This is a genomic window from Acrocarpospora sp. B8E8 (genome assembly GCF_039871605.1).
GTDB classification, from domain to species: domain Bacteria; phylum Actinomycetota; class Actinomycetes; order Streptosporangiales; family Streptosporangiaceae; genus Acrocarpospora; species Acrocarpospora macrocephala.
Genome location: NZ_JBDPLV010000036.1, coordinates 26,046 through 47,777 on the forward strand (window position 1 = coordinate 26,046; position 21,732 = coordinate 47,777).

Genomic DNA, 21,732 nt, shown 5'->3' on the forward strand with positions numbered 1-21,732 from the left:
AGAGCCGCATAGCCGCCGATCAGGCGACTCACCGCTGCGGCTATCCAGATCACGACTTTCTAATTAATACATCTAGGGAGGTCACGTGCCGATTCTGGCAAGAATGCTCCCCGCGCCGCTCCACATGGAGGTGCGTAGGGGCGCGATCGCGCAGCTCGGCCCGCTCCTGGCCGACAGCAGGGTGGCGACATCCGGGCGGGTGGTGGTCGCGGTCGGCGCCGGCCAAGGGGACAGGATCGCCAAGATGATCGCGCCCTCGCTCGGCGAGGCGCGGGTGCTGCGGGTGCCGGACGGCTCGGTCGACGCGGCCATCTCGCTCGGCGCGGACCTGCGCAAGGGCGGCTACGAGGCGGTCGTGGGCATCGGCGGCGGCAAGACCATCGACTGCACCAAGTACGCGGCGTCGCTGGCCGGGATCCCGATGGTGGCGGTGGCCACCAACCTCTCCCACGACGGGATCTGCTCCCCGGTGGCGTCCCTGACGCACGACGGCGGCAAGGGCTCGTTCGGGGTGCCGATGCCGCTGGCCATCATGGTGGACCTGGACTTCGTCCACGACGCGCCCCCCGCGCTGGTGCGGTCCGGCGTCGGCGACGTGGTCAGCAACCTGTCCGCGATCGAGGACTGGCAGCTCGGCAACAGCGAGCGCGGCGAGCCCATCGACGGGGTGGCGGTGTCGATGGCGAGGACCGCGGCCGAGGCCGTGCTGGGCCAGCAGGTGTCGATCGAGTCCGACCATTTCCTGACGATGTTGGCCGAAGCTTTGATCCTTTCGGGGATGTCGATGGTCATCGCCGGGTCAAGCCGTCCGACGAGTGGGGGAGACCATGAGATCCTGCATGCCGTGGATCAGCTTTTCCCCGGGACGTCCAACCATGGCGAGCTGGCCGGGATCGGCGCCGCGTTCTGCTACTTCCTCAGGGAAGACGACGCGCGCCTGACCCAGGTCATCGACTGCCTGCGGCAGCACCGGCTGCCCGTCACCCACGCCGACATCGGCCTGACCGCGGCGCAGTTCGCCGAGGCCGTCATGCTGGCCCCCGCCACCCGGCCGGGCCGCTACACCATCCTGGAACACCTTCGGCTCTCCGAGGCCGAGATTCGCGATCGGGTTGAGGGTTATGTCGACGCCGTCCGTGGCTGAACTGCGCGCGAAGGCGCAGCCCGAGATGACCATGGAGCGGCGCAACGGCGAGCACTGGGCCGGGCTGCTCTACATGCGCAAGCTGTCCATCTACGTGACGTGGGTGCTGGCCAAGACGCGGATCTCGCCGAATCAGGTGACCGGGCTCATGATCCTTTCCGGTCTGCTGGCCGGGGTCGTGCTGGCCCTGCCGGGACTGGCGGCGGCGATCGGGGCGGCGCTGCTGATCCAGCTGTACCTGCTGCTGGACTGCTCCGACGGCGAGCTGGCCCGCTGGACCGGGCGGACCTCCATCACCGGGGTCTACCTGGACCGGGTCGGGCACTACTTCGCCGAGGCGGCGCTGCTGATCGGGCTCGGCTTCCGGGCCTCGGAGACGATGCCGGACTGGTATACCGTGCTCGGCTTCGCGGCGGCGCTCGGGGCGATCCTGATCAAGTCGGAGACCGACCTGGTGGACGTGGCCAGGGCCAGGTCCGGGCTGGTCGCGGCGACCGAGGCCTCGGCCGCGCAGTTCCAGTCCGCGAAGATCCGGATGGCCCGGCGGGCGGCGGCGGCGCTGCGCTTCCACCGGGTGATCCAGGCGGTGGAGCTGTCCCTCATCGTGGTCGTCGCGGCCGTGCTGGACCTGTGGTTTCCGGCCACCCGCATCCTCACGGTGGCCTGCGCGATCATCGCGGGCGTTCAGCTCGTCCTGCACCTGGTCAGCATCCTGGCGTCCCGGCGGCTGGCTTGAAACCAGCTCTACCGGACACTTGCCGTTTGGTGGGTGTTCGCCGACGGTTCCGATACCCTTATTCCGCAGCTATAGGTATAGATCCGGATTTGACCGCCCATACAGACTCGGTGATCATGGAATCGTGTGTTACCCGCCCGGTGTTGGGGCGATGACGCGATGAAGATTTCGTGTGTCATCCTCACCATGGGCAACCGGGTCGCCGAGCTGAACCGGGCGGTCGAGTCCGCGCTCACGCAGGTCGACGGCGATGTCGAAGTGGTGATCATCGGCAATGGCGCGGACGTGCCCGAGCTGTCCGCCACCCCGCCGCCGGGTTCCGCCGCCACCGTCAAGACGGTCCGCCTGAGTCACAACGCGGGCATCCCCGAAGGCCGGAACCGGGGCGTGCAGGAGTGCTCCGGCGACGTCGTGCTCTTCCTCGACGACGACGGGTGGTATGCCAGCGACAAGGTCGCCTCCCACGTCCGGGACCGGTTCGCGGCCGAACCCGACCTGGCGGTGATCTCCTTCCGGGTGATGGACCCCGACGGCAAGGTGGTGCAGCGGCGGCACGTGCCCCGGCTGCGCGCCGGCGACCCCGAACGCTCCTCGCCGGTGACCACGTTCCTTGGCGGCGCGTGCGCGATCAGGCGCTCCGCCTACCTGCAGGTCGGCGGCCTGCCGGAGAAGTTCTTCTACGCGCACGAGGAGACCGACCTGGCCTGGCGGCTGCTCGGCGAGGGCTACCGGATCGAATACGACGCCGAACCCGTCATGTACCACCCGCTGGTGCTGCCCAGCAGGCACGCCGACTTCTACCGGCTCAACGCCAGGAACCGGGTCTGGCTGGCCCGCCGCAACCTGCCATGGCCGCTGGCCGTGCTCTACCTGCTCGACTGGGTGGTGCTCACGCTCGCTCGCGAGCGGTCGTCGATGGCCCTCAAGTCCTGGTTCCGCGGCTTCGCCGAGGGCCTGCGCGAACCCGCGGGCGAACGCCGCCCGATGACCTGGAAGACGGCCTGGCACATGTTCCGCCTCGGCCGTCCCCCGATCGTCTAGACGGCGGGCCCGAAGCTCATCCGCAGGTGGGCGATGGTCGCGGTCAGCAGCGCGTGCTTGGGCAGGCCGAGCTCGCTCAGCTCCTTGGCGATCGGATGGTTGCCCAGCCGGATCAGCGCCCCGCCGGGCCGCGCCCGCACCCCGCTCGGTTTCATCGTCCAGGTCGTGCGCCGGGTCACCCCGTCCAGCTGGGTGTAGGCGTGCAGCGGCACCACCTGCCGCGGCGGCACCGGCAGCCCCGGCCGGATCAGGATGTCCAGCACCAGCCGCCCGTCCCGCCGCACCACACACCGCTTGTACGGCGAGGACAACCGCAGATCGATGTCCGCCAGCTCCTTCGGGAACCCCCAGATCTCCCGCCCCGCCGCCATCGTGAACACCTGATCGACCGGCAGCCAGTGCACGAACACCCCGGACCCCGCCGTGCGCAGATCGGTCAGCCCCGCCCGGAGCGAGCGCCGTGGCGGCGGCCCGGCGTCCGGCGGGCGCACCAGGAAGGCCACCCCGAACTCGTGGTAGGAGTCCAGGTCCGACTCCCGGTATTCGGCGAACATCAGCGTGCACAGCGCCTTGCCGGGCAGCACCTCGGTCACGTCGAGACCCGAATACGCGATCACCGCTCGGGCGGCGTCGGCCCGGACGAGATACATCGCCGTGCACGCCGTCGCGTCCCGGATCTCGACCGGGAGGTCGATCCGGCGGCCCTGGATCTGATGGCTTGCCATATCGTCCAGTAGACCAATCGTTGGCCTGAGCCGTACAGGCCTCAGGCCGGAACGGCGCGGCGGGCGCTGTGGGTGGCGACCGTGCTGGGCACGTTCGCCCAGGCCTCCAGGTGCCCCACGAACTCGGCCGCGCGGTCCGGCCAGTGGTAGTGGGCCCGCGCGTCGGCGTGGCCCGCGACGCTGAGCGCCGCGCGCCGCGCGGGATCGGCCTTCAGATCGAGTACGGCCTGCGCCACGGCCTCAGGATCCCCGAACGGCACGAGGACGCCGTTGCCGTTGAGCGTCTCGACCGCCCGGGGCAGCGGCGTGGAGATCACCGGGACGCCGCGCGCCAGGTATTCGACGATCTTCGTCGGCAGCGACTCCCGATGGGCGGGCACGTCATGCAGCAGCGACAGACCCGCGAGCGCGCCCTCGGTCATCCGGAGCGCGTGCTTGTTGGGCACATATCCGAACCAGTCGAGCAGCCCGGAACGCTGGGCGTCGCGCAGTCGCGGGCGGATGTGCGGGTCGGCCGGGCCGATCAGGTCCAGGCGGATCTCGTACGGGCGGAGCAGCCGGGCCACCTCGATCAAGTCCGCCGCGCCCCGGGTCTCCGACAGCCTGCCGAGGGCGACGATCCGGTTGTCGCCCGACGGTTTGGCCACCTCGTCCGGCACGTACGTATGATTGGGCACCACCGGGTGCTCGCGCCCGAACCGGGGGGCCTTCTCCGCCAGGATCAGGTGCAGCCGCCGCTCCGCGCGGGACTCCAGCCGCCGGATCAGGCGGGGCATGGTCCGGCCGTCCATCCGGGCGGCCATGTCCTCGTGCACGTCCCACACCGTCGGCGGGCGGTGGCGGGGCAGGGCCAGCAGCAGGTCGAGGTCGTGCACCAGCAGCAGGTCGGCATCCCGGGAGCCGCGGCGCAGGGCCGTACGGGCGGATCTGAGGGCGCGGGCGCGGTGCAGGCCGACGGCGCGGGGCACGTCGATCGCCCGCAGTTCGGGCGCGGGGGTGACGTTGCAGTCGGTGAACGGCGCGACGTAGGTCACCTCGTGCCCGGCGTCGAGCAGCGCGCGGATCTGCCGGTGCATGATCCTCGCGTCCTCGGGATGGCGGGTGACCGTGCCGACGCATACCTTCATAGAGCGAGGCTGACCCCCGGTTCCGACGTATCCGGATGCGTCACGTTAATCCGGGCCGAACTACCGCTGAACTTCCGGCTTCTGATCGTCGGGAACGGCCACCTGCGGGGTCGGTTTGCGATAGAGCCAGGTGAAGCGCGGTTCGAGCAGCCACTTGAAGAGCGTCCTGGTGACCGGCAGGCACAGGATGATGGCGACCACGAACGCGCCCGCGATGATCGCCAGCGTGCCGATCGGGCCTTCCAGCCAGGGCAGCTTGAGCCAGCCCAGCTCTTTGGCGATCAGGACCGGGATGCCGTGCAGCAGGTAGCAGTAGAGCGTGCGGACGCCCAGGTCGGAGAACCAGGTCTCCTTGCGCGGGATCAGCGCCAGCACGGCGGCGCACAGCACCAGCACGCCGGCCAGGAAGGCCAGGCGGAAGCCCATGCCGTACCACCAGGTCATGTTGAGGTCCTGGTAGCTGAAGCGGAAGTAGAAGACGCTTAGCTTGAGGCGGGATGCGTAGACCGCCAGGAAGCCCACCCAGACGGCGAGCACGATGGCGCTGAGGACCTTGACCCAGGTGCGCTTGAGGAAATCGAAGTGCTCGGGCTTGAGGACCATGCCGAGCACGAAGAACGGCATCAGCCCGAAGAACCGGTCCATGCTGAAGTCCTGCTCCAGCTGGGAGAAGCCGGAGAACAGGTAGACCCCGATGGCCACCACCAGCGGGTAGCGCATGCGCTTCCACACCGGCGTGGTGAGCCGCCACAGCAGCAGCGCCACCAGATACCAGTTCAGCCAGGCCGGGTCGGTGATGGTGAGGCTCCACTTCTGGCCCAGCGCGTAGCGGAGCGCGGCGTAGCCGACCTCGACGATCACGTAGGGGATCAGGATGGTGTCGACCAGCTTGTTGACCTTGCCACGGGAGTCCCAGAAGGTCCGGGACAGATAGCCGCTGATCATCACGAACAGCGGCATGTGGAAGGAGAAGAAGAAGATGTACGCGGCCCGGTTGGCGTCGTCCCCCACCGTGTCGCGCAGCGAGTGCGACGCCACCACCGTCGCGATGAGCAGGAACTTCACATTGTCCAGGTACGGCTCCCGCTGCTTCTTCGGCGGCGCGGGCGGTTCCGGCCCCTCCTCCCACTCAGAGCGTGGCTGCGACCACGGCGTGCCCCGGGTGGGGATCTGGTGCTGGGTGCCCTGGGCCCAGGCGGGCAGCGGGATCGGGTCGTTGGGGTTGCGCGCGTAGTCGGTGGCCGGGTCGAAGGAGGCGGGGGGTAACGGGGCGCCGGGCTGGTCGTAGGGGTTGCGGCGGCGCCACGGGCTCCACTCGTCGGGCGCGTTGATCGGGCCGCCGGGGTGCTCCGGCCACTGCGGGCCGGGGTGTGGGCCGGGGTGTTGCGGCGGGGCTGCCGGTTGGCCCTGGGCGCGGGCGGGGGGATAGTTCAGGTCGGGCGCGTAGGGGTCGGCCTGCGGGGGGCGCGGGGCGGCGGCGGGGAAACCCGGTGTGGGGGCTTGCGAGATGCCGTGGCTTCCCTGGGCGCTGTGGGCGCCGTGGATGCCGTGGGATCCCGGGGCACCGTGGACGCCGTGGGTTCCCTGAATGTCCTGGGGTCCGTGAACGCCCTGCGCGCCGTGAATGCCGTGGGTTCCCTGAATGTCCTGGGGTCCCTGAACGCCTTGGGCGCCGTGGATGCCCTGAGTGCCGTGGATGCCCTGGCTGCTTTGCGGGCCCAGGGGATCGTTGTACCCGTAGGGGTCGTTCGGCTGGGGCGGCCGGGGGGCCGATCCGCCCCCGACTCCGCCGCCGAAGTAGTCGAACGACTGGGGCGCGCCGCCGGGCTGCTCGTGAGCTCCCCGGTTGCGCGGCCGGCGGACCGGGAGCGGGTCGCCGGGGCCCTGCATGGGCGGCGGTAACTGCCGTTCGGGTTCGCCTGCGCCCGGAGGAGCGGACATGTCGTCGGTGATCCTGGTGATCACGCCGGTCGGTTCGTCCTCGACGATCCGTCCCATCACGCCCGTTGGCGCGTCTTCGACGTCGGGATCGACGTCAGGTCGCGAAGCCGGAACCGAGGGACGGTGTCGGAGCTCACTCACGGGGAAACGCTCAGCTATCTGTCGGAGACTGGGGGGCCGGCCGTGAGCCGGAGCAATCCGAGTCACGCCCTAGTCGGACATTAGCGAAGGCGCCCCAGAGGATCAGGCGAACCTGGGAAGCGGGACGCGTCCACAAGAGCCTTTACTTTACCGCGCCCCGCCGTCGAATGTCCCCTCAGGTAGGGAACGTGATCAATGCGACATCGGGCCGGAGTGGGATTTCGGTCCACTCCGGCCGCGATATCAGGTCTGGCAAATGTCGGTGTCGGCGTCGACCGTGGACGCGTCCTCGGTCGCCGAGAGCGGGATCTTGACGCCCTTGAAGTCCTTGCCGATCACCAGCTGGATGACCGGGCCGATGGCCTTCTTGTCCGCCCCCGGCGGCGGCGTGGCCGCCGTGAACGTGTTGACGGCCGACCCCTTGATGGGCTTGGTGTCCGGCTTCACCTCATGCATCATGACGCCGGCGAGGAGCTTCGAGCCTTCCCAGCCCGCGCCCTTGTAGCTGATCGTCGTGGTCGGCCGGTCGAGGCCGTCCGCGCCGACGCCGTTGCCCAGGGTGGTGACCTTGAACCCCTGCGCGCTCAGCTGGTTGGCGACCTCCGCGGCCTTGCCGGCGGTGTTGGTGCCGTTGATGACCTGCACCCTCACCTGGGCTGCCTCGGTGGGCTTGGGAGTGTTGTCCACCGGCGCGGACGGGTTCGCCGACGCGGCGGGCTTGTCCGGCACGACCTCGGTATCGGTGATGATCGAGGAGAACAGGTTCTTCGCGCCCGGCTCCTTCCACTGCACCCGGTTGGTGTCCCCCGGGTACGCCTCCCACGGCACCGTGGTCGCCTTGAAGCCCTTGGCGGTCAGCTTGCGTGCGCTTAACGCGATCTCGAGCAGCCGTTCGGTGTTGAGCCGGTCGTCCATCTGGACCGACTTGCTGGCCGCGTCGATGAAGGCGTTCAACCGGCCCACGTCGGTCAGGATGGCGCTGCTGGTCACCTTCTTCACTACCTGCGTGATGAAGATCTGCTGCCGCTCGATCCGGCCGATGTCGCTGCCGTCGCCGAGCTGGTAGCGCGCCCGCACGTAGGCCAGGGCGGTCTCGCCCTTCACTGTCTGCTCGCCCGCCTTGAGGTTCAGCTTGGCCTTCGGATCGACCACGGCCTGCGGCACGCAGATGTTGATGCCGCCCAGCGCGTCCACGATGCTCTTGAAGCCGGTGAAGTCGACCTTGATGTAATGGTCTACCGGGATGCCGGTCAGATCCTCGATGGTGCGCCGGGTGCAGATCATCCCGCCGTTGTTGAACGCCTCGTTGATCTGGGCGAGGTGGCTGGGCTTGATCACACCGGTCTTGGCGTCCTTGCACTCCGGGATCTGCACCATCGAGTCACGCGGGAAGCTGATCAGGCGGGCCCCGTCCCGGTTGGGCGTGATGTGCAGGAGCATGATCGTGTCGGTGCGTTCGGTGGTGTCCTCGCGGGAGGCCTTCTGGCCGTACTTCGCGTTGTCCCCGGCCCGCGTGTCGGAGCCGACCAGGAGCACGTTGATCGCGCCGGTCTGGTTTTCCGGGCGGTTCTTGTCCAGCTCGTCGGTGGACTTGCCGAAGTCGATGTTGGACCGGGTGCGGGCGAAGAGCGTGTAGGCGGTGAGGGTCCCCAGCACCATCAGCGAGGTGAGGACCACGCTGGTCCAGCCGAGCGCGCCCAGTCCGCCGCCGCCCTTGCCTTTGCCCTTCCTGGCGGCGGGTTTCGGGGGCGGACCCGGCGGGCTCCCGATCGAGGAGCCCACGGCCGCCGCTGCCGCGGTGGCGGGAAGCGGATCGTAGCCGTCGTCGGCTTTCTTGCGCCTGCCCCAGCGCAGCCGGCGCGGCTCCTCGTCGTCATCGTCGTCGAAACGATCGCCGACGCCCCAGCGATGCTGCTCGAAGTCCGGATCGGGGCCCTGCTCCGCGGAGCGCCGCCGCCCGCGCGGGGCCGGCTCCTCGTAGGGCTCCTGCTCGTATCCCTGGTAGTTCTCCTGCCCGTACGGCTGCTGCTGCGGGTACCCGGCGGGCGGGTATCCCTGCTGCTGCGGGTACGGCTCCTGCTGGTACGGGCCGGGCGGGTACGGCGGTTGCTGCGCCTGGTAACCGGGCGGCTGCTCGTACTGCTGCGGGTTGTACTGCTGCTGGTTGTACTGCGGTTCGTGCTGCTGGTCGTACTGCGGTTCGCGGGGCGGGCGTCGGCGGCGGGAGCCGTGGCCGTAGGTGACCGGCTCGTTGTGGGTGCCGTAGACGGGCTGGTCGCCGGTGCCGTAGGCGTGCGGGCCTGTCTCTGCCTGCCCCCAGACCGGCTGGTCTGGATCGTGCGAGGGGCGGTGCCGGTGGTCGCTCATACCGTCTCCTCGCGTGACGTCGCTTCGAGGGCACGGGCGAAGCGGAGGCTCGGTTTGCTGGTTCGCTCGCTCATTGCGCTCTTGAGGGTAGGTCACCGAACCGGGTCACGGCGCGGCGATCTCGGGTTTTCGCGGGGGTCCCACCCGAAGGTTCGCCCGGGTGATCTAGCCGCACAGCATACTCAAACAGGGACATTTCACGGTATGCGAATGGGGTCTGCTTTACCTGGAGTTCGCGAAATTCGCAGGTGAGCTGGGATGGATCGGCTTATGTTCGGATCTTGTGACGTGGGGTCAGGGAGCGGGCGGCGGCCAGGCAGGCGAGCGGGACGGCGGGTAGGACATATCGGTAGTCGAAGACCGCCGTCGCCACGGGGACGACGAGGAGGGCCCAGGCGAGGGCGTAGGGCAAGCCCCAGCGGCTGTCGGTGGGTTGCCGCCGGAATCGGGTGGCCGCGGCGATCGGCGGGATCAGCAGGACGATCAGCACGAGGGTGCCCGGTAGGGCGGCGACGTCCTGGTATGCGCGGATCCAGGCGGCGTAGGGCTCGATGACCTGGGTGGCGATGGGGCCTCGCTCGTACTCCTCGGCGAGTTCCGCGCCGACGGTGGCGACGTAGCGTTGCGGAGGGGGTGGGGTGCGGGCCGGGAACTCGTAGTGGGCGTAGACCTCGGGGTCCGGATATATCGGGCGGCCGAGGACGAAGGTTCTGCTCAGCTCGGCCACGAGTGAGGAGGCGTACTCGACGGGCTGGCTCTTGATCGCCAGCAGGGCGAACCGCTGGGCGAGGGCGTCGTTCTCCTGGGAGAAGGTGATCCCCGGCAGTTTGACCAGGGGTGACTCCGGATCCCAGGCGTAGAACTGGGGTGGCGGCCGTTCGCCCGGCGGCCTCGGGTCGCAGAGCACCGCGACGTCCGGTGGTGGGCGCATCACCGCGCAATCCGCGAACGTCATCGTCCGGACATACAGGAACACGCCGTTGGAGCCCACCAGGCCGGTGCGGTGGTAGGTGGCGTAGAACCAGCCCGCGTACGCCGCGATCGGCAGGAGAGCACCGGCAAGCATGATCGCGACCGTCTTGAGCCCGCCATACCGGAAAAGGAAGAAGCCGAAGACGGCGATCAGCGGAAGGCCGATCGTGCGGGTAAGGGTCGCGGCGGCCAGAGCCACCCCGATGATCAGCGCCCGCCGCCAGCCGAGCGGGCCTATCCCCAGCCAGACCGCCAGCGTGATCAGGAACATGAAGAGCGTGTCCGAGACGAGCAGGTGTTCCAACTCGATCTGGTACGCATCCAGCAGCACCGGCGCGGCGGCCAGCACCCCCACCCACGGCTTCCACCGCCGCACCACCACATAAACCAGGACAGCAGTGGCCACACCCAGCGCATGCTGGACGAACGCCACCACCGCAAAACTGTGAAACGGCTCGAACAACCGCAAGAACATCGAATACCCCGCCGGCCTCACCAGATCCGGCCGCGGGCGCATCGCCGTCACAACATAGCTATACGAATCCGGAAACCACAGCGCAGGCCGATACCCCAGCATCACCCCCAGCCGCAGCACCACCCCAACCCCGGCAACCCCAACAAACCACCGATGCCGCCGAACCCACGGCAAAACCGCCCGGCCACGAGCGAACTCGACTCCGGGGATGGATTCTGCCTGGGTTGCCACGCTCACACCCCTCGATGGACTGCCCGATCACGCTACCGGTCGGCGCCTCCCAGGCGAGCGTCGGCGAATGGCGGTGGGCACCGCCTCCCTCGTCATCCGGCGCACCTGTGCGAGCGTTGAGAGGGCACCATTCATCCTCAGCGCATCCCTGGCGGACGGCGTTGGATGACGAGAGGGCACCACCCGGCCCCCGTCGTTCCGTGCATCCTTTGTGAGCGTTGAGAGGGCACGCTCATCCTCGCCATCCGGCGCGCCCTGGAGGGGGTTGGCGGACGACGAGAAGGCACCACTCGCCCGCATCATTTGGAGCACCCCCGCTGGACGTCTGCGGATGTCGGAGGGGGCCGCTACGCTCGCGTTATTCGTAGGTTCGGGGTTGATCGTTCGTGGTGGCCGTCGGCGGGCAGGGTGCTTGCCGTTGGGTCGGTTGTGCCTGTGTTCGTGTTGGTGGGGTGGTTGCTGGCGGGGTTGCCGCTGGTGCTGGCGGGGTGGTTCTCGCCGGGGGCGATGGCGGTGGTGGGGGTCGCGCTCGCGGCGTTGGTTGTCTGGTATGGGGTGCGGTGGTTGCCGGAGACGGTGGCGGCCACGGGGGCCCAGGTGGGGGCGATCTTCGCTGTCGCGGTGGGGTCGGGGGTCTTCAACGCGATCTTTCACAGTGAGCAGCTGATCGTTCGGCGGGATCCGGCGAGTTATGCGCAGTACGCGATCTGGCTGGCGGGGCATGGCCGGGTGCCGATTCCGGAGGATGTCGCCGCGTTCGGGGGGCCTGATCCGGCGTTGCGGTTCGACAGCATGGGGTTCTTCGCGCAGGACGGCGTGGTGGTGCCGCAGTTCATGCCGGGTGCGCCGATCCTGCACGCCGTGGGGGAGTGGCTCGGCGGGCTGTTCCTGGCGCCGCCGGTGCTGGGGGCGTTCGCGGTGCTGGTGTTCGCGGGCGTGGTCGCCCGGCTGGTGGGGGCGCGGTGGGCGCCGCTCGCGGCGTTGACCTTCGCGGTGTGCCTGCCGGTCCTCTACACCTCGCGGACGACGTTCAGCGAGATTCCGTCGCTGATCCTGCTGTTCGGCGGGATCGCGCTGATGCTGGACGCCCGGTTCCGGGTGCGGAGCGGGCTCACCGGGGTGGGGTATCTTCCGGCCAGCCGTGAGGATCAGCCGGTCGGGGCGATGCGCAGCGCGCTGCTGGCGGGGTTGGCCTTCGGTCTCGCGCTGCTGGTCCGGATCGATGGACTTCGTGATGTGCTGCCGGTGCTTGGCTACGGGGGACTGCTCATCGCGCTCGATCGAGTCTCCAGGGCCTCAGATAAACGGATATTTCCGGATGGGCGGCTTGGCGTCCCGCTGCTGGTCGGGCTCGGGATCGGCAGTGGTTGTGGGTTCGTCGCGGGATACGTGCTTGCTCGTCCGTATCTGGAATACCTGTCCGACTCGTTGGTGCCGTTGCTGGCGATCTGCGCGGTCGTCGTCGCGCTGACCGTGGCCGGAGCCGCCGTCGCTCCCCGGATCCGATGGCGGCCGATCAAGCGCTTGCCCGAGATCGCCGCCGCGCTGGTCGGGCTGATCGTGCTCGCGTTCGCGATCCGGCCCTGGGTGCAGACCGTGCGGCGCGACCCCACCACTCCCGAGGACGAGCTCACCGCCAAGTTCATCGAAGCCACCCAAGCCGCCAACGGCCTCCCCATCGACCGCACCCGGCTGTATTACGAGGAATCCCTCCATTGGGTGATCTGGTATGTCGGGGTGCCCGTGGTCGTGCTGGCGACGCTGGCGGCTGCCGTACATGTCCGGCGATTGGCCCGAGGACGTGGTTTCGTCTGGCTGCTGCCGCTGGCGATCATCGGCTGGACGGCGGTGACCACGCTCTACCGCCCCGGGATTACCCCCGACCACCCGTTCGCGGCCCGCCGCCTGGTGCCGATCGTGCTCCCCGGCCTCATCCTGCTCGCCGTCTGGGGCCTGCGCTGGCTCCGCGACCGCGCCCGCCGCTCCGGCTACGGGTACGGCTCCCGCCTCTCCCGTGTCCTTCTCGCCGCCGGAATGGCCCTGATCCTGGCCCCCGCCGCCATCACCTCGTTCGGCACCGCCTTCACCCGGATCGAACGCGGCGAATCCACCGCCGTCGCGGGACTCTGCCAGGCCATCCCCGCCAACTCCGCGGTCCTGATCGTGGAACGCGTCACCGGCGACCGCTTCACCCAACTGATCCGCGGCCAATGCGGCCACCCGACAGCCCGAGTCCGAACACTGAACGGTATCCCCGCCGAGATCCTGGGCGACATTTCCGCCGAAACCGACGTCCACCGCCTGATCGCCGCCATCCGCGCAACCGGCCGCACCCCAGTCCTCCTGGCGGCGGAACCCTCCCAACTAACGCCTTACGGTCCACCCGCCCACGTGCTGACCTTGCGCACCCGCCAGGACGAACGCTCCCTCACCAGCCCCCCTGACGGCACCTGGACCCTCAACGTGAACGTCTGGATGTCCATCCCGGTTTGACCGGCTTCAAGCCGATCACGATAGTTCGACCATGGACGCGGAGGACTTGTCCCTGGGCGAACCGGAGCGGGAAGTCTGGTTCAGGCGGCACTTGCCGGCGTTGATCGCGGTAGCGGCCATCGGCGCCATCGTCACGGCAGGCTGGTTGTTCCAGCGCGCCGAGCCGCCGTCGACGACGCGCCAGGCCGTGCTCAAGTCCTTGCCGCCGCCCGAATCCTGGCCGACGCAGAACCGCTTCTTCATCCAGGTGTGTGCGAATAAGGCCCGGACGCCTCGATGCGGCGGCAAGAACGCGACCAAAGCCGATCTGATGGCGATCATGCTCGTACGCGATCGGCGGACCACGGCACTCCGGCCCTACGACTCGCTCGAGCGGTACCACCGGCGAACCAACGAATATCTCTACGACGACGCACCCTCCGGCCGCCTCCCTCGGACGGACGTGAATTTCTTCGTGGGCTCGGTCCGGACCCCGGCCGACCTACAGCCGATCATGACTCTTTACCGCGAGATGGCCCGGGTCGCCTGGGTGGATCCGCTGCCGGTGAACTTCTGGGAGTACAACGCCGATGTGCAGGTCGGGCTCTGCGGCACGCTCGGTTGCACCGGGCGTGGACCGGCGACCGACGCGGAGAAGGAGGCGATCCTCGCCCGCGTCCACGCCCTCCCCAACATCGAGGCCGTCTACTTCGAGGACCTGGCCCACCTGCGGAAGACCTACGAGGCGAATTTCGCCGACGCCGAGCCGCTCTACACGGCACGTGCGCCCTACGGGGAGTCGTTCTACGTCAAACTCAAGGAGTGGGGATCGGCCTTCGAGACCATTCGCCTACTGGGCACGATGCCGGGCATTCGTCGTGCTACCACGGTGGATCCCATGCTTCCGCAGAACTGATGTGGGATCGCGAAGCGGCCGGGCAGAGTACCCTCTTCTCGCGTACCCTCGACCGACGTGAGCCTGTCCCCTGAGAGTGGAAGCGCTGTGGAAGCCACCCCCTACGTGACGATCGTCCTGCCCTGTTACAACGAGCAGGATCATGTCATCGACGAGGTCGAGCGCATCTGCGCGGCCATGGACGCGAGCGGATACAGCTACGAGCTGCTCGCCGTGGACGACTGCTCGAAGGACGAGACGCTGGCGCGCCTGCACGAGGCGGCCCCCCGGTTCCCGCACATGCGGATCAAGGCGTTCCACCGCAACGGCGGCTCCGGCACGGTCCGGCGGATCGGGTCGCAGGAGGCGCGCGGCGAGGTCGTCGTGTGGACCGACGCGGACATGACCTACCCGAACGAGCGCATTCCCGAGCTGGTCCAGATCCTGGAGAAGGATCAGACGGTGGACCAGGTCGTCGGGGCGCGGACCTCGGAGGAGGGGTCGCACAAGCTGCTGCGGGTGCCCGCCAAGTGGGTCATCAGGAAGGTGGCCGAGCGGCTGGCCGGGCAGAAGATCCCCGACCTCAACTCGGGGCTGCGGGCGTTCCGGAAGTCGGTCGCCAGGCCGTACTTGCGGCTGCTGCCGCCGGGGTTCTCGTGCGTGACCACGATCACGCTGGCGTTCCTGTCGAACCAGCACGATGTGTACTACCTGCCGATCGACTACGCGAAGCGGGCCGGGAAGTCGAAGTTCAGCTTCTTCTCCGACGCCTACCGCTACATCCTGCAGGTGCTGCGGATGATCATGTATTTCAATCCGCTCAAGGTGCTCATGCCGCCCGCGCTCTGGCTGGTCGCGATCGGCGGGGTCAAGGGCGTGTACGACGTGGTCCGCTACGGCTTCTACCTGACCAGCAACACGATCGTGATCTTCCTGTCCGGCATGCTCATCGGGTCGGTGGCGCTGCTGGCCGATCTCATCGTGAGGTCCAGGGGCGAATGAGGATCGCGATCGTCGGGCCCACGTATCCGTACAAGGGGGGCGGGGCTCAGCACACCACCGAGCTGGCGCGACGCCTGAGCGCGGCCGGGCACGACGTGGTCCTGGAGTCCTGGAAGGCGCAGTATCCGTCCTTCCTGTATCCCGGGCAGCAGACGATCGACGTGCCCGAGGGCGAACCGTTCCCGAACACCAACCGCGTCCTGGACTGGCGCCGCCCGGACGGCTGGATCCGTAGAGGCCGCTTGCTCCGCGACGCCGACCTGGTCATCCTCGTACTGCTCAGCCCGGTGCAGGTGCCGCCCTATCTCGGCATCCTGTACGGCTTGCGCCGCCACACCCGGGTTGTCGTCCTCTGCCACAACGTGCTCCCCCACGAGGGAAAGCCTTACGACCGCCCCCTGGTCAGGGCCTTGCTCCGCCGGGTCGACTCCGTGCTCACGCACTCCGAGCAGCAGGCGGAGCTGGCGCGCGGGCTGACCGGCAAACCCGTGCGGGTGGCCGTGATGGCGCCGCATCTGCCCCTGGGGTCATCGGCGAAAGCCGCCGCTGTCGAGCTTTTCCGGCGGGTGTTGTTCTTCGGGATCGTCAGGCCGTACAAGGGGCTGGATCTGCTGCTCCGGGCGCTGGCCAGGACGCCGGGCGTCGCGCTCACGGTGGCGGGGGAGTTCTGGGGCGGGGAGGAAACGACCCGCGCGCTGGTTGGCGAGCTGGGGCTGGCGGACCGGGTCGAGCTGCGGCCGGGGTACGTGGCCGAGGCGGATGTGCCGGGGTTGTTCGGCCGGGTGGACGCGCTGGTGTTGCCCTACCGGTCGGCCACGGCGTCGCAGAACGTGTGGCTCGGGCATGAGCATGGTGTTCCGGTCATCGCCACCCGGGTAGGGGCGCTTCCCGACAATGTGACCGATGACGTGGACGGGCTGCTGGTCGAGCCGGGGTCGGTGGACGCGCTGGCGGACGCGCTCGGGCGTTTCTACGCGCCGGGCACGCCGGAGCGGCTGCGTGCCGGGGTCAAGGCCGTCGATCCCGAGCCTTACTGGGCGGGGTACCTGTCCGCGCTTCTCGCCAAGTATTAATGAGAAAGGCGTGATCTGGACAGCCGCGGCGGTGAGTCGCCTGGTCGGCGGTCATGCGGTTGTCTATGGGACGGTTTTCTCGTTAACCGACGCCGGGTCGCCGGTACTGTTGGTCCGCAGTCGATGAGGAGTGGGGGCCCGTGGGCAGGGAACGCGCCGCGCAGCTGGAGTACTCCGAGTTCCAGTCGGCGATGCTGGACGAGGCGAAGCGGCGGCGGAAGGCCGCCAAGATCATCGCGGTGCTCGGGCATTTTCTCGGGCGACCGGGTGCGGAGCCGCTCGATGGGCTGACCGTGGCCGATGTCGGGTGTTCCGCCGGGTTCATCGCCGATGAGCTGGCCGAGGCGGGCGCGCGGCGCACGTTCGGGATCGACATCGACGTGCCGGGGCTGCGCAAGGCGTCCGAACGGTTCGGGAAGCGGGTCTCGTTCGTGTGCGCGGACGGGGGCGCGTTGCCGTTCCCGGACGGATCCGTGGACGTGCTGGTTTTCAACCATATTTACGAACATGTCGTGGATCCTGATGCGGTGATCCGGGACATGCACCGGGTGCTGGCCGATGACGGCGTGCTCTACCTGGGGCTGGGCAACCGGCTGGGGATCATGGAGCCGCACTACAAGCTGCCGTTCCTGTCGTACCTGCCGCCCGGGCCCGCCGATCGGTATGTGCGGGCCTTCGGCCGGGCCGACCACTACTACGAGCGGTTCCGGACCCGGGGCGGGCTGCGGCGCATGCTGCGAGATTTCCACATCTGGGATTACACGTTCCCGGTGCTGGCTTCGCCGGAGCGGTTCGCCGGGGGCGAGTTGTTCCCGGGGACGGTCGGGCGGGTCGCCAAAGCCACGCTGGAGAAGACGCCACGTCCGGTTCTGGCGGGGCTCCTCCCGATTGTCCCGACGTACCTGTGGGTGGCCACCAAGACGGCGCGGCGACCGCTCGGTCCCGCGCTGCCGCAGCCACCGGAGCCGGTTCGTCCCCGGTGAACGTCCAGTGAAAGTCCGCAGCCTGGTTCGGGTCGGATTCCTGCTGGTCGCGCTCGGGTTCGGCAGCTGGGCCGTCACCTCGCAATGGGATCAGGTGGCCGCCGGGTTGGCGCGCCTGTCCTGGGGCGTGCTGGCGGGGTCGTTCGTCGCCGTTCTCGCGGCGCTGTTCGCGGGCATGCTGATGTGGCGGGCACTCCTGGCGGACCTGGGCTCGCCGCTCCGGATCACCGACGCGGCGAAGATCCTCTTTGTCGGGCAACTCGGCAAGTACATCCCCGGATCGCTCTGGCCGATGCTCGCGCAGATGGAGATGGGCCGCGACCACGGCGTCCCCCGCGAGCGCAGCGCCGCCGCCTTCTTCTTGACATATCCGATTTATCTGGCGAGCGGGCTCTTCGTGGCCGCCGCCACCCTGCCCGCGTTCGCGGGCGAATCCGTCGCCGAGTACGCCTGGCTGCTCCTCCTGCTCCCCCTGCTCATCGCCGGGCTCCACCCGGCGGTGGTGAACGGCGCGCTCGGCCTCGGCCTGCGGCTGCTCCGCCGACCGCCCATGGAACGCCCGCTCAGCCGCCGCGGCGTGCTCACCTCGGCCGGCTGGGCCTTCGCCGGCTGGGCCGCGTACGGCGTGCACCTGGCCCTGATCGGGTCCGGCCTGGGCGCCACCGGACCACGCGCCGCGATCCTGAGCCTCGGCGCGTTCGCCCTGGCCTGGAGTCTCGGCTTCCTGTTCGTCATCGCCCCGGCGGGCGCGGGCGTACGGGAGATCGCCATGATCGCCGCGCTCGCTCCCGTGCTCGACCGCGGCTCGGCCATCGCCGCCGCCCTGGTCTCCCGAGTGATCATCTCCCTGGGAGATCTGGTGTGTGCCGCCACCGCCGGATGGGCCGCCCGAAATCGCCGCCCGATCAGCGCAAACGCCGATAAATCCGTGGAATAGCCACGGAATCCGTATCGGGGCGGTATCTGGCCATGTGATTTCGCTCACGTATCGAGTAACCGGGCCATAGAGTTGAAGCCGGAAGGGCGAAGGGGGATCGGGCGGCGCCCACAAGGCGGTCCCACCCGGCTGTCGCGGGGATCTCCCACCGCAATTGCGACAAACGCGCTCGCGTCCGGTTCGAGGGTCCGGGCGGCTCGCGGTGAGGGGAGCGATCCTTCGTGAAACCCCGTGTGCTCGTCGACGCGGCGGCCGTTCCCGCCGACCGCGGCGCTCTGATCCGATACGTCGACGGACTTCTCGCCGCGCTGCACCAGGCCGGCGCCGACCTCGCCGTGGTGTGCCAGCGAGCCGACGCCGAGCGGTACCGGCGGATGGCGCCCTCCGCGCAGATCCTGCCGGGGCCGCCCGCCATCACCAACCGGGGCGCGCGGCTGGTCTGGGAGCAGACCGGCATGCCGGTGCTCGCCCAGCAGGCGGGGGCGCAGGTGATCCACTCTCCGTCGTACTCGATCCCGATCGGGGCCGGGGTGCCGTCCGTGGTGACCGTGCACGACGTGACCTGGTTCACCGAACCCGAATGCCAGGGCCCCGCGAAGGCGTCCTACCTCCGCTCCGCGACCCGTACGGCGGTGCGTGGGGCGAGTCGGGTGATCGTGCCGTCGAAGGCGACCAGGGACGAGCTGATCCGGGTGCTGGGGGCGGATCCGACCCGCATCGACGTGGCCTATCACGGGGTCGATCCCGCGCTCTTCCATCGGCCGAGCGAGGCCGAGGTGCGGCGGGTGTCGGAGCGGCTGGGGTTGCACGGGTATCCGTATGTCGCGTCGCTGGGGACTCTGGCGCCGCGGAAGAACGTGCCGAATCTGGTCAGGGGGTTCGCGCAAGCCGTACAGGATCTGGCGGAGCCGCCCGCGCTGGTGCTGGCCGGGGGGCTGATCGAAGCGTCGGGGGGCGACGCCGAAGTGGACGAGGCGGTGCGTGAACTGCCGGCCGGGGTCCGGGTGGTGCGGACCGGCTACCTGCCGTTCTCCGATCTCGCCGGGTTCTACGGCGGCGCGCTGGTGGCGGCTTTCCCGTCGCGGGTGGAGGGGTTCGGCATGCCGGTGCTGGAGGCGATGGCCTGTGGCGCGGCCGTGCTGACCACGCGGCGGACCTCGCTGCCCGAGGTCGGCGGGGACGCCGTCGCCTACACCGAGCCGGACGCGACCAGCATCGGCGCCGCGCTGCGCACCCTGCTCGACTCGCCCGAGCGCAGGGCCGCTCTCGGCGAGGCGGGCGCCGCCCGGTCACGAGAGTTCACCTGGGCGGCGTCGGCGGAGGCTCATCTGGTGTCATACCACCGGGCACTGGAGCGTTGAGCTAACCTCACCCGTGTGACGGACAGTTCTTTGCTCGCGCCTCTTGAGGCGATCCTCCTGGTCGGCGGGCAGGGCACCCGGCTGCGGCCACTGACGCTGTTCACGCCGAAGCCGCTGCTGCCCACGGCGGGCGTGCCGTTCCTCGCCCACCAGCTGGCCCGGGCCTCGGCGTTCGGCGTGCGGCGGATCGTGTTCGCCACCTCGTACAAGGCGTCGATGTTCGCGGACGCGTTCGGTGACGGCTCGGCCTTCGGCCTGGAGCTCGAGTACGTCACCGAGGACACGCCGCTCGGGACCGGGGGAGCCATCCGGAACGCGGCGCGCGCGCTGACCTGCCCGCCGGACGCGCCGGTGCTCGTGCTCAACGGCGACATCCTGTCCGGGCACGACATCACCGCCCAGGTGAACATGCACCTGTCCGGGGACGCCGCCCTCACCCTGCACCTGACCGAGGTGGAGGACGCGTCCGCGTTCGGCTGCGTGCCCATCGACGAGGACGGCCGCGTCCTGGCGTTCTTGGAGAAGACCCCGAATCCGGTCACCAACCGCATCAACGCGGGCTGCTACGTGTTCCGCCGCTCGGTGCTCGACTCCATCCCCCCGGACAAGGTCGTTTCGGTGGAACGCGAGACCTTTCCCACCCTCATCGACTCGGGCGACCGCGTCCTCGGCTTCGCCGACTCCACCTACTGGCTCGACGTGGGCACTCCCGCCGCCTACGTGCAGGGCTCCTGCGACCTGGTCCGCGGCATCCTCGCGTCACCCGCCCTCCCCGGCCCGCCCGGCGAATCCCTCCTCCTCCCCGGCGCCACCGTCTCCCCCGAGGCCAAGGTCACCGGCGGCTCCGTGATCGGCGCCCGCGCCACCATCGGCGCCGGCGCCCTGATCCGCGCCAGCGTCATCGCCGACGAGGCCACCATCGCCCCCGGCGTCACCATCATGAACTCCGTCATCGGCCCCCGCGCCTCCATCGCCGAGGGCACCATCCTCCGCGACACCGTCATCGGCGCCACCGCCACCATCGGCCCCAACAACGAACTCACCTCAGGCGCCCGAATCTGGCCGGGCGTGGTCCTCCCCGAGGCTGCTATCCGTTTTTCGAGTGATACGTAGCGACATGTCTGTGGTTGAGCGGGTCTGGCGGCCGGAAGGGGCGCTTGATCTGCGGTTGACGTTGTCGCCGCATCCGCATGGGGGTGGGGATCCGGCGTGGCGGCGTACGGCGGATGGGGCTACCTGGCGGGCCTGCCGTACTCCGGTGGGGCCGGGGACGCTGCGGGTGGCTTATCGCGGGGGGCAGGTGGATGCGGCTGCCTGGGGGGCGGGGGCGGAGTGGTTGGTGGAGACGCTTCCGGAGTTGTTGGGGGCTTCTGATGATATTTCGGGGTTTGGGGAGTTGGTTCGGGGGGCTGCGGGGGCGGGGGATGGGTCGGTCCGGGCGCGGGCGGCGTTTGTGGGGGAGTTGGCCGCGCGGCATGCGGGGTTGCGGATCGGGCGGTCGGGGCGGGTGTTCGAGGCGCTTGTTCCGGCGGTGCTGGAGCAGAAGGTGGTCGGGCGGGAGGCCTGGCGGGCTTGGCGCTGGCTTGTGCGGAAATATGGGGATATAGCGCCTGGGCCGGTTCCGGAGGGGTTGACCGTGATGCCGTCGCCTGAGGTGTGGCGGCGGGTTCCGTCGTGGGATTGGCATCGCGCGGGGGCGGAAGCCGTACGGGCCAGGACGATTATCAATGCGGCGCAGCACGCGGAGAAGCTGGAGGGCGGGTCGAGCGCGGAGGCCGATCGTTTGCTGCGGGCGCTGCCGGGGATCGGGGTGTGGACTTCGGCTGAGGTGCGGCAACGTGCGCACGGTGACCCGGATGCGCCGAGTGTGGGTGATTATCATCTGCCGAGCGTTGTGGGCTACGCGTTCACCGGCCAGAAGACCGACGACGCGGGCATGCTGGAGTTGCTCGAACCCTTCGCCGGGCATCGCCATCGGGTCATCCGGCTGATCGAACTCAGCGGGATCCGCCCGCCCGCCCGTGGTCCGCGGATGGCGGCCCGCGACTATCGGTCCTTTTAGCCCCAGGCTGGTCCAAAGCGGTCGCGGCCGACCGCGTAGGGTGCGGC

The 21,732-nt window shown here is 69.4% G+C and carries 17 protein-coding genes; 12 read left to right on the forward strand and 5 right to left on the reverse strand.

The window, feature by feature from the left end; all coding sequences use genetic code 11:
* Positions 1-103 precede the first annotated feature (103 nt).
* The 3 genes from ABGB08_RS30390 to ABGB08_RS30400 all read left to right on the forward strand — a co-directional run bounded on the left by ABGB08_RS30390 (position 104) and on the right by ABGB08_RS30400 (position 2,921).
* Positions 104-1,144, forward strand: coding sequence for an iron-containing alcohol dehydrogenase family protein (locus ABGB08_RS30390; protein ID WP_347597035.1), 1,041 nt, complete (start codon positions 104-106; stop codon positions 1,142-1,144).
* A complete protein-coding gene (locus ABGB08_RS30395; protein WP_347596856.1) occupies positions 1,122-1,880 on the forward strand; it encodes a CDP-alcohol phosphatidyltransferase family protein in 759 nt (252 codons plus the stop codon). The genes ABGB08_RS30390 and ABGB08_RS30395 overlap by 23 nt, the downstream gene beginning before the upstream one ends.
* Positions 1,881-2,039: 159 nt before the next feature.
* Positions 2,040-2,921 (forward strand): glycosyltransferase, encoded by an 882-nt coding sequence (locus tag ABGB08_RS30400; RefSeq protein ID WP_155361570.1) that lies wholly within the window; start codon positions 2,040-2,042, stop codon positions 2,919-2,921.
* On the opposite strand, the gene ABGB08_RS30405 is transcribed toward ABGB08_RS30400, so the two are convergent.
* From ABGB08_RS30405 to ABGB08_RS30425, 5 genes are all read right to left on the reverse strand, one after another.
* Positions 2,918-3,646 (reverse strand): acetoacetate decarboxylase family protein, encoded by a 729-nt coding sequence (locus ABGB08_RS30405; protein ID WP_347596860.1) that lies wholly within the window; start codon positions 3,644-3,646, stop codon positions 2,918-2,920. The genes ABGB08_RS30400 and ABGB08_RS30405 overlap by 4 nt on opposite strands.
* A 41-nt stretch (positions 3,647-3,687) precedes the next feature.
* Positions 3,688-4,773 carry a glycosyltransferase family 4 protein gene (locus tag ABGB08_RS30410; RefSeq protein ID WP_347596863.1) on the reverse strand — a complete coding sequence of 362 codons (1,086 nt, stop codon included), beginning with the start codon at positions 4,771-4,773 and terminating at the stop codon, positions 3,688-3,690.
* A gap of 60 nt (positions 4,774-4,833) precedes the next feature.
* On the reverse strand, positions 4,834-6,855 hold the full coding sequence (locus ABGB08_RS30415; protein ID WP_347596866.1) for an acyltransferase family protein: 2,022 nt from the start codon (positions 6,853-6,855) through the stop codon (positions 4,834-4,836).
* Between the two features lie 243 nt (positions 6,856-7,098).
* Entirely contained in the window at positions 7,099-9,222 is a 2,124-nt protein-coding gene (locus ABGB08_RS30420) for an LCP family protein (RefSeq protein WP_347596869.1), read from the reverse strand.
* 268 nt (positions 9,223-9,490) lie between these two features.
* Positions 9,491-10,630 carry a hypothetical protein gene (locus ABGB08_RS30425; RefSeq protein WP_347596872.1) on the reverse strand — a complete coding sequence of 380 codons (1,140 nt, stop codon included), beginning with the start codon at positions 10,628-10,630 and terminating at the stop codon, positions 9,491-9,493.
* Between the two features lie 705 nt (positions 10,631-11,335).
* Here ABGB08_RS30425 and ABGB08_RS30430 point away from each other — a divergent pair.
* The 9 genes from ABGB08_RS30430 (at position 11,336) to ABGB08_RS30470 (ending at position 21,685) form a co-directional block, all read left to right on the forward strand.
* Entirely contained in the window at positions 11,336-13,393 is a 2,058-nt protein-coding gene (locus tag ABGB08_RS30430) for a hypothetical protein (RefSeq protein WP_347596875.1), read from the forward strand.
* A 31-nt stretch (positions 13,394-13,424) separates the two neighbouring features.
* Positions 13,425-14,288, forward strand: a complete 864-nt coding sequence (locus ABGB08_RS30435) for a hypothetical protein (protein WP_347596878.1) — start codon at positions 13,425-13,427, stop codon at positions 14,286-14,288.
* Between the two features lie 87 nt (positions 14,289-14,375).
* Positions 14,376-15,269, forward strand: a complete 894-nt coding sequence (locus ABGB08_RS30440; protein ID WP_347596881.1) for a glycosyltransferase family 2 protein — start codon at positions 14,376-14,378, stop codon at positions 15,267-15,269.
* Positions 15,266-16,342 carry a glycosyltransferase family 4 protein gene (locus ABGB08_RS30445; protein WP_347596884.1) on the forward strand — a complete coding sequence of 359 codons (1,077 nt, stop codon included), beginning with the start codon at positions 15,266-15,268 and terminating at the stop codon, positions 16,340-16,342. Before ABGB08_RS30440 ends, ABGB08_RS30445 begins: the two co-directional genes overlap by 4 nt.
* 140 nt (positions 16,343-16,482) lie before the next feature.
* Positions 16,483-17,325 carry a class I SAM-dependent methyltransferase gene (locus tag ABGB08_RS30450; protein ID WP_246269223.1) on the forward strand — a complete coding sequence of 281 codons (843 nt, stop codon included), beginning with the start codon at positions 16,483-16,485 and terminating at the stop codon, positions 17,323-17,325.
* Positions 17,326-17,332: 7 nt separating this feature from the next.
* Positions 17,333-18,262, forward strand: a complete 930-nt coding sequence (locus tag ABGB08_RS30455) for a lysylphosphatidylglycerol synthase domain-containing protein (protein ID WP_347596888.1) — start codon at positions 17,333-17,335, stop codon at positions 18,260-18,262.
* 221 nt (positions 18,263-18,483) lie between these two features.
* The gene (locus tag ABGB08_RS30460; RefSeq protein WP_347596891.1) at positions 18,484-19,623 is read left to right on the forward strand and encodes a glycosyltransferase family 1 protein; all 1,140 of its coding nucleotides are present in this window, start codon (positions 18,484-18,486) and stop codon (positions 19,621-19,623) included.
* 15 nt (positions 19,624-19,638) lie between these two features.
* A complete protein-coding gene (locus ABGB08_RS30465) occupies positions 19,639-20,736 on the forward strand; it encodes an NDP-sugar synthase (protein WP_347596894.1) in 1,098 nt (365 codons plus the stop codon).
* A 4-nt stretch (positions 20,737-20,740) separates the two neighbouring features.
* Positions 20,741-21,685 carry a DNA-3-methyladenine glycosylase 2 family protein gene (locus ABGB08_RS30470; RefSeq protein WP_347596897.1) on the forward strand — a complete coding sequence of 315 codons (945 nt, stop codon included), beginning with the start codon at positions 20,741-20,743 and terminating at the stop codon, positions 21,683-21,685.
* The last annotated feature ends 47 nt before the right edge of the window (positions 21,686-21,732 follow it).

Bases quoted from the DNA above. Each gene is read 5' to 3' on its own strand.
- ABGB08_RS30390 (WP_347597035.1), top strand. From the start codon at position 104: ATGCTCCCCGCGCCGCTCCACATGGAGGTGCGTAGGGGCGCGATCGCG.
- ABGB08_RS30395 (WP_347596856.1), top strand. From the start codon at position 1,122: ATGTCGACGCCGTCCGTGGCTGAACTGCGCGCGAAGGCGCAGCCCGAG.
- ABGB08_RS30400 (WP_155361570.1), top strand. From the start codon at position 2,040: ATGAAGATTTCGTGTGTCATCCTCACCATGGGCAACCGGGTCGCCGAG.
- ABGB08_RS30405 (WP_347596860.1), bottom strand. From the start codon at position 3,646: ATGGCAAGCCATCAGATCCAGGGCCGCCGGATCGACCTCCCGGTCGAG.
- ABGB08_RS30410 (WP_347596863.1), bottom strand. From the start codon at position 4,773: ATGAAGGTATGCGTCGGCACGGTCACCCGCCATCCCGAGGACGCGAGG.
- ABGB08_RS30420 (WP_347596869.1), bottom strand. From the start codon at position 9,222: ATGAGCGACCACCGGCACCGCCCCTCGCACGATCCAGACCAGCCGGTC.
- ABGB08_RS30435 (WP_347596878.1), top strand. From the start codon at position 13,425: ATGGACGCGGAGGACTTGTCCCTGGGCGAACCGGAGCGGGAAGTCTGG.
- ABGB08_RS30445 (WP_347596884.1), top strand. From the start codon at position 15,266: ATGAGGATCGCGATCGTCGGGCCCACGTATCCGTACAAGGGGGGCGGG.
- ABGB08_RS30470 (WP_347596897.1), top strand. From the start codon at position 20,741: ATGTCTGTGGTTGAGCGGGTCTGGCGGCCGGAAGGGGCGCTTGATCTG.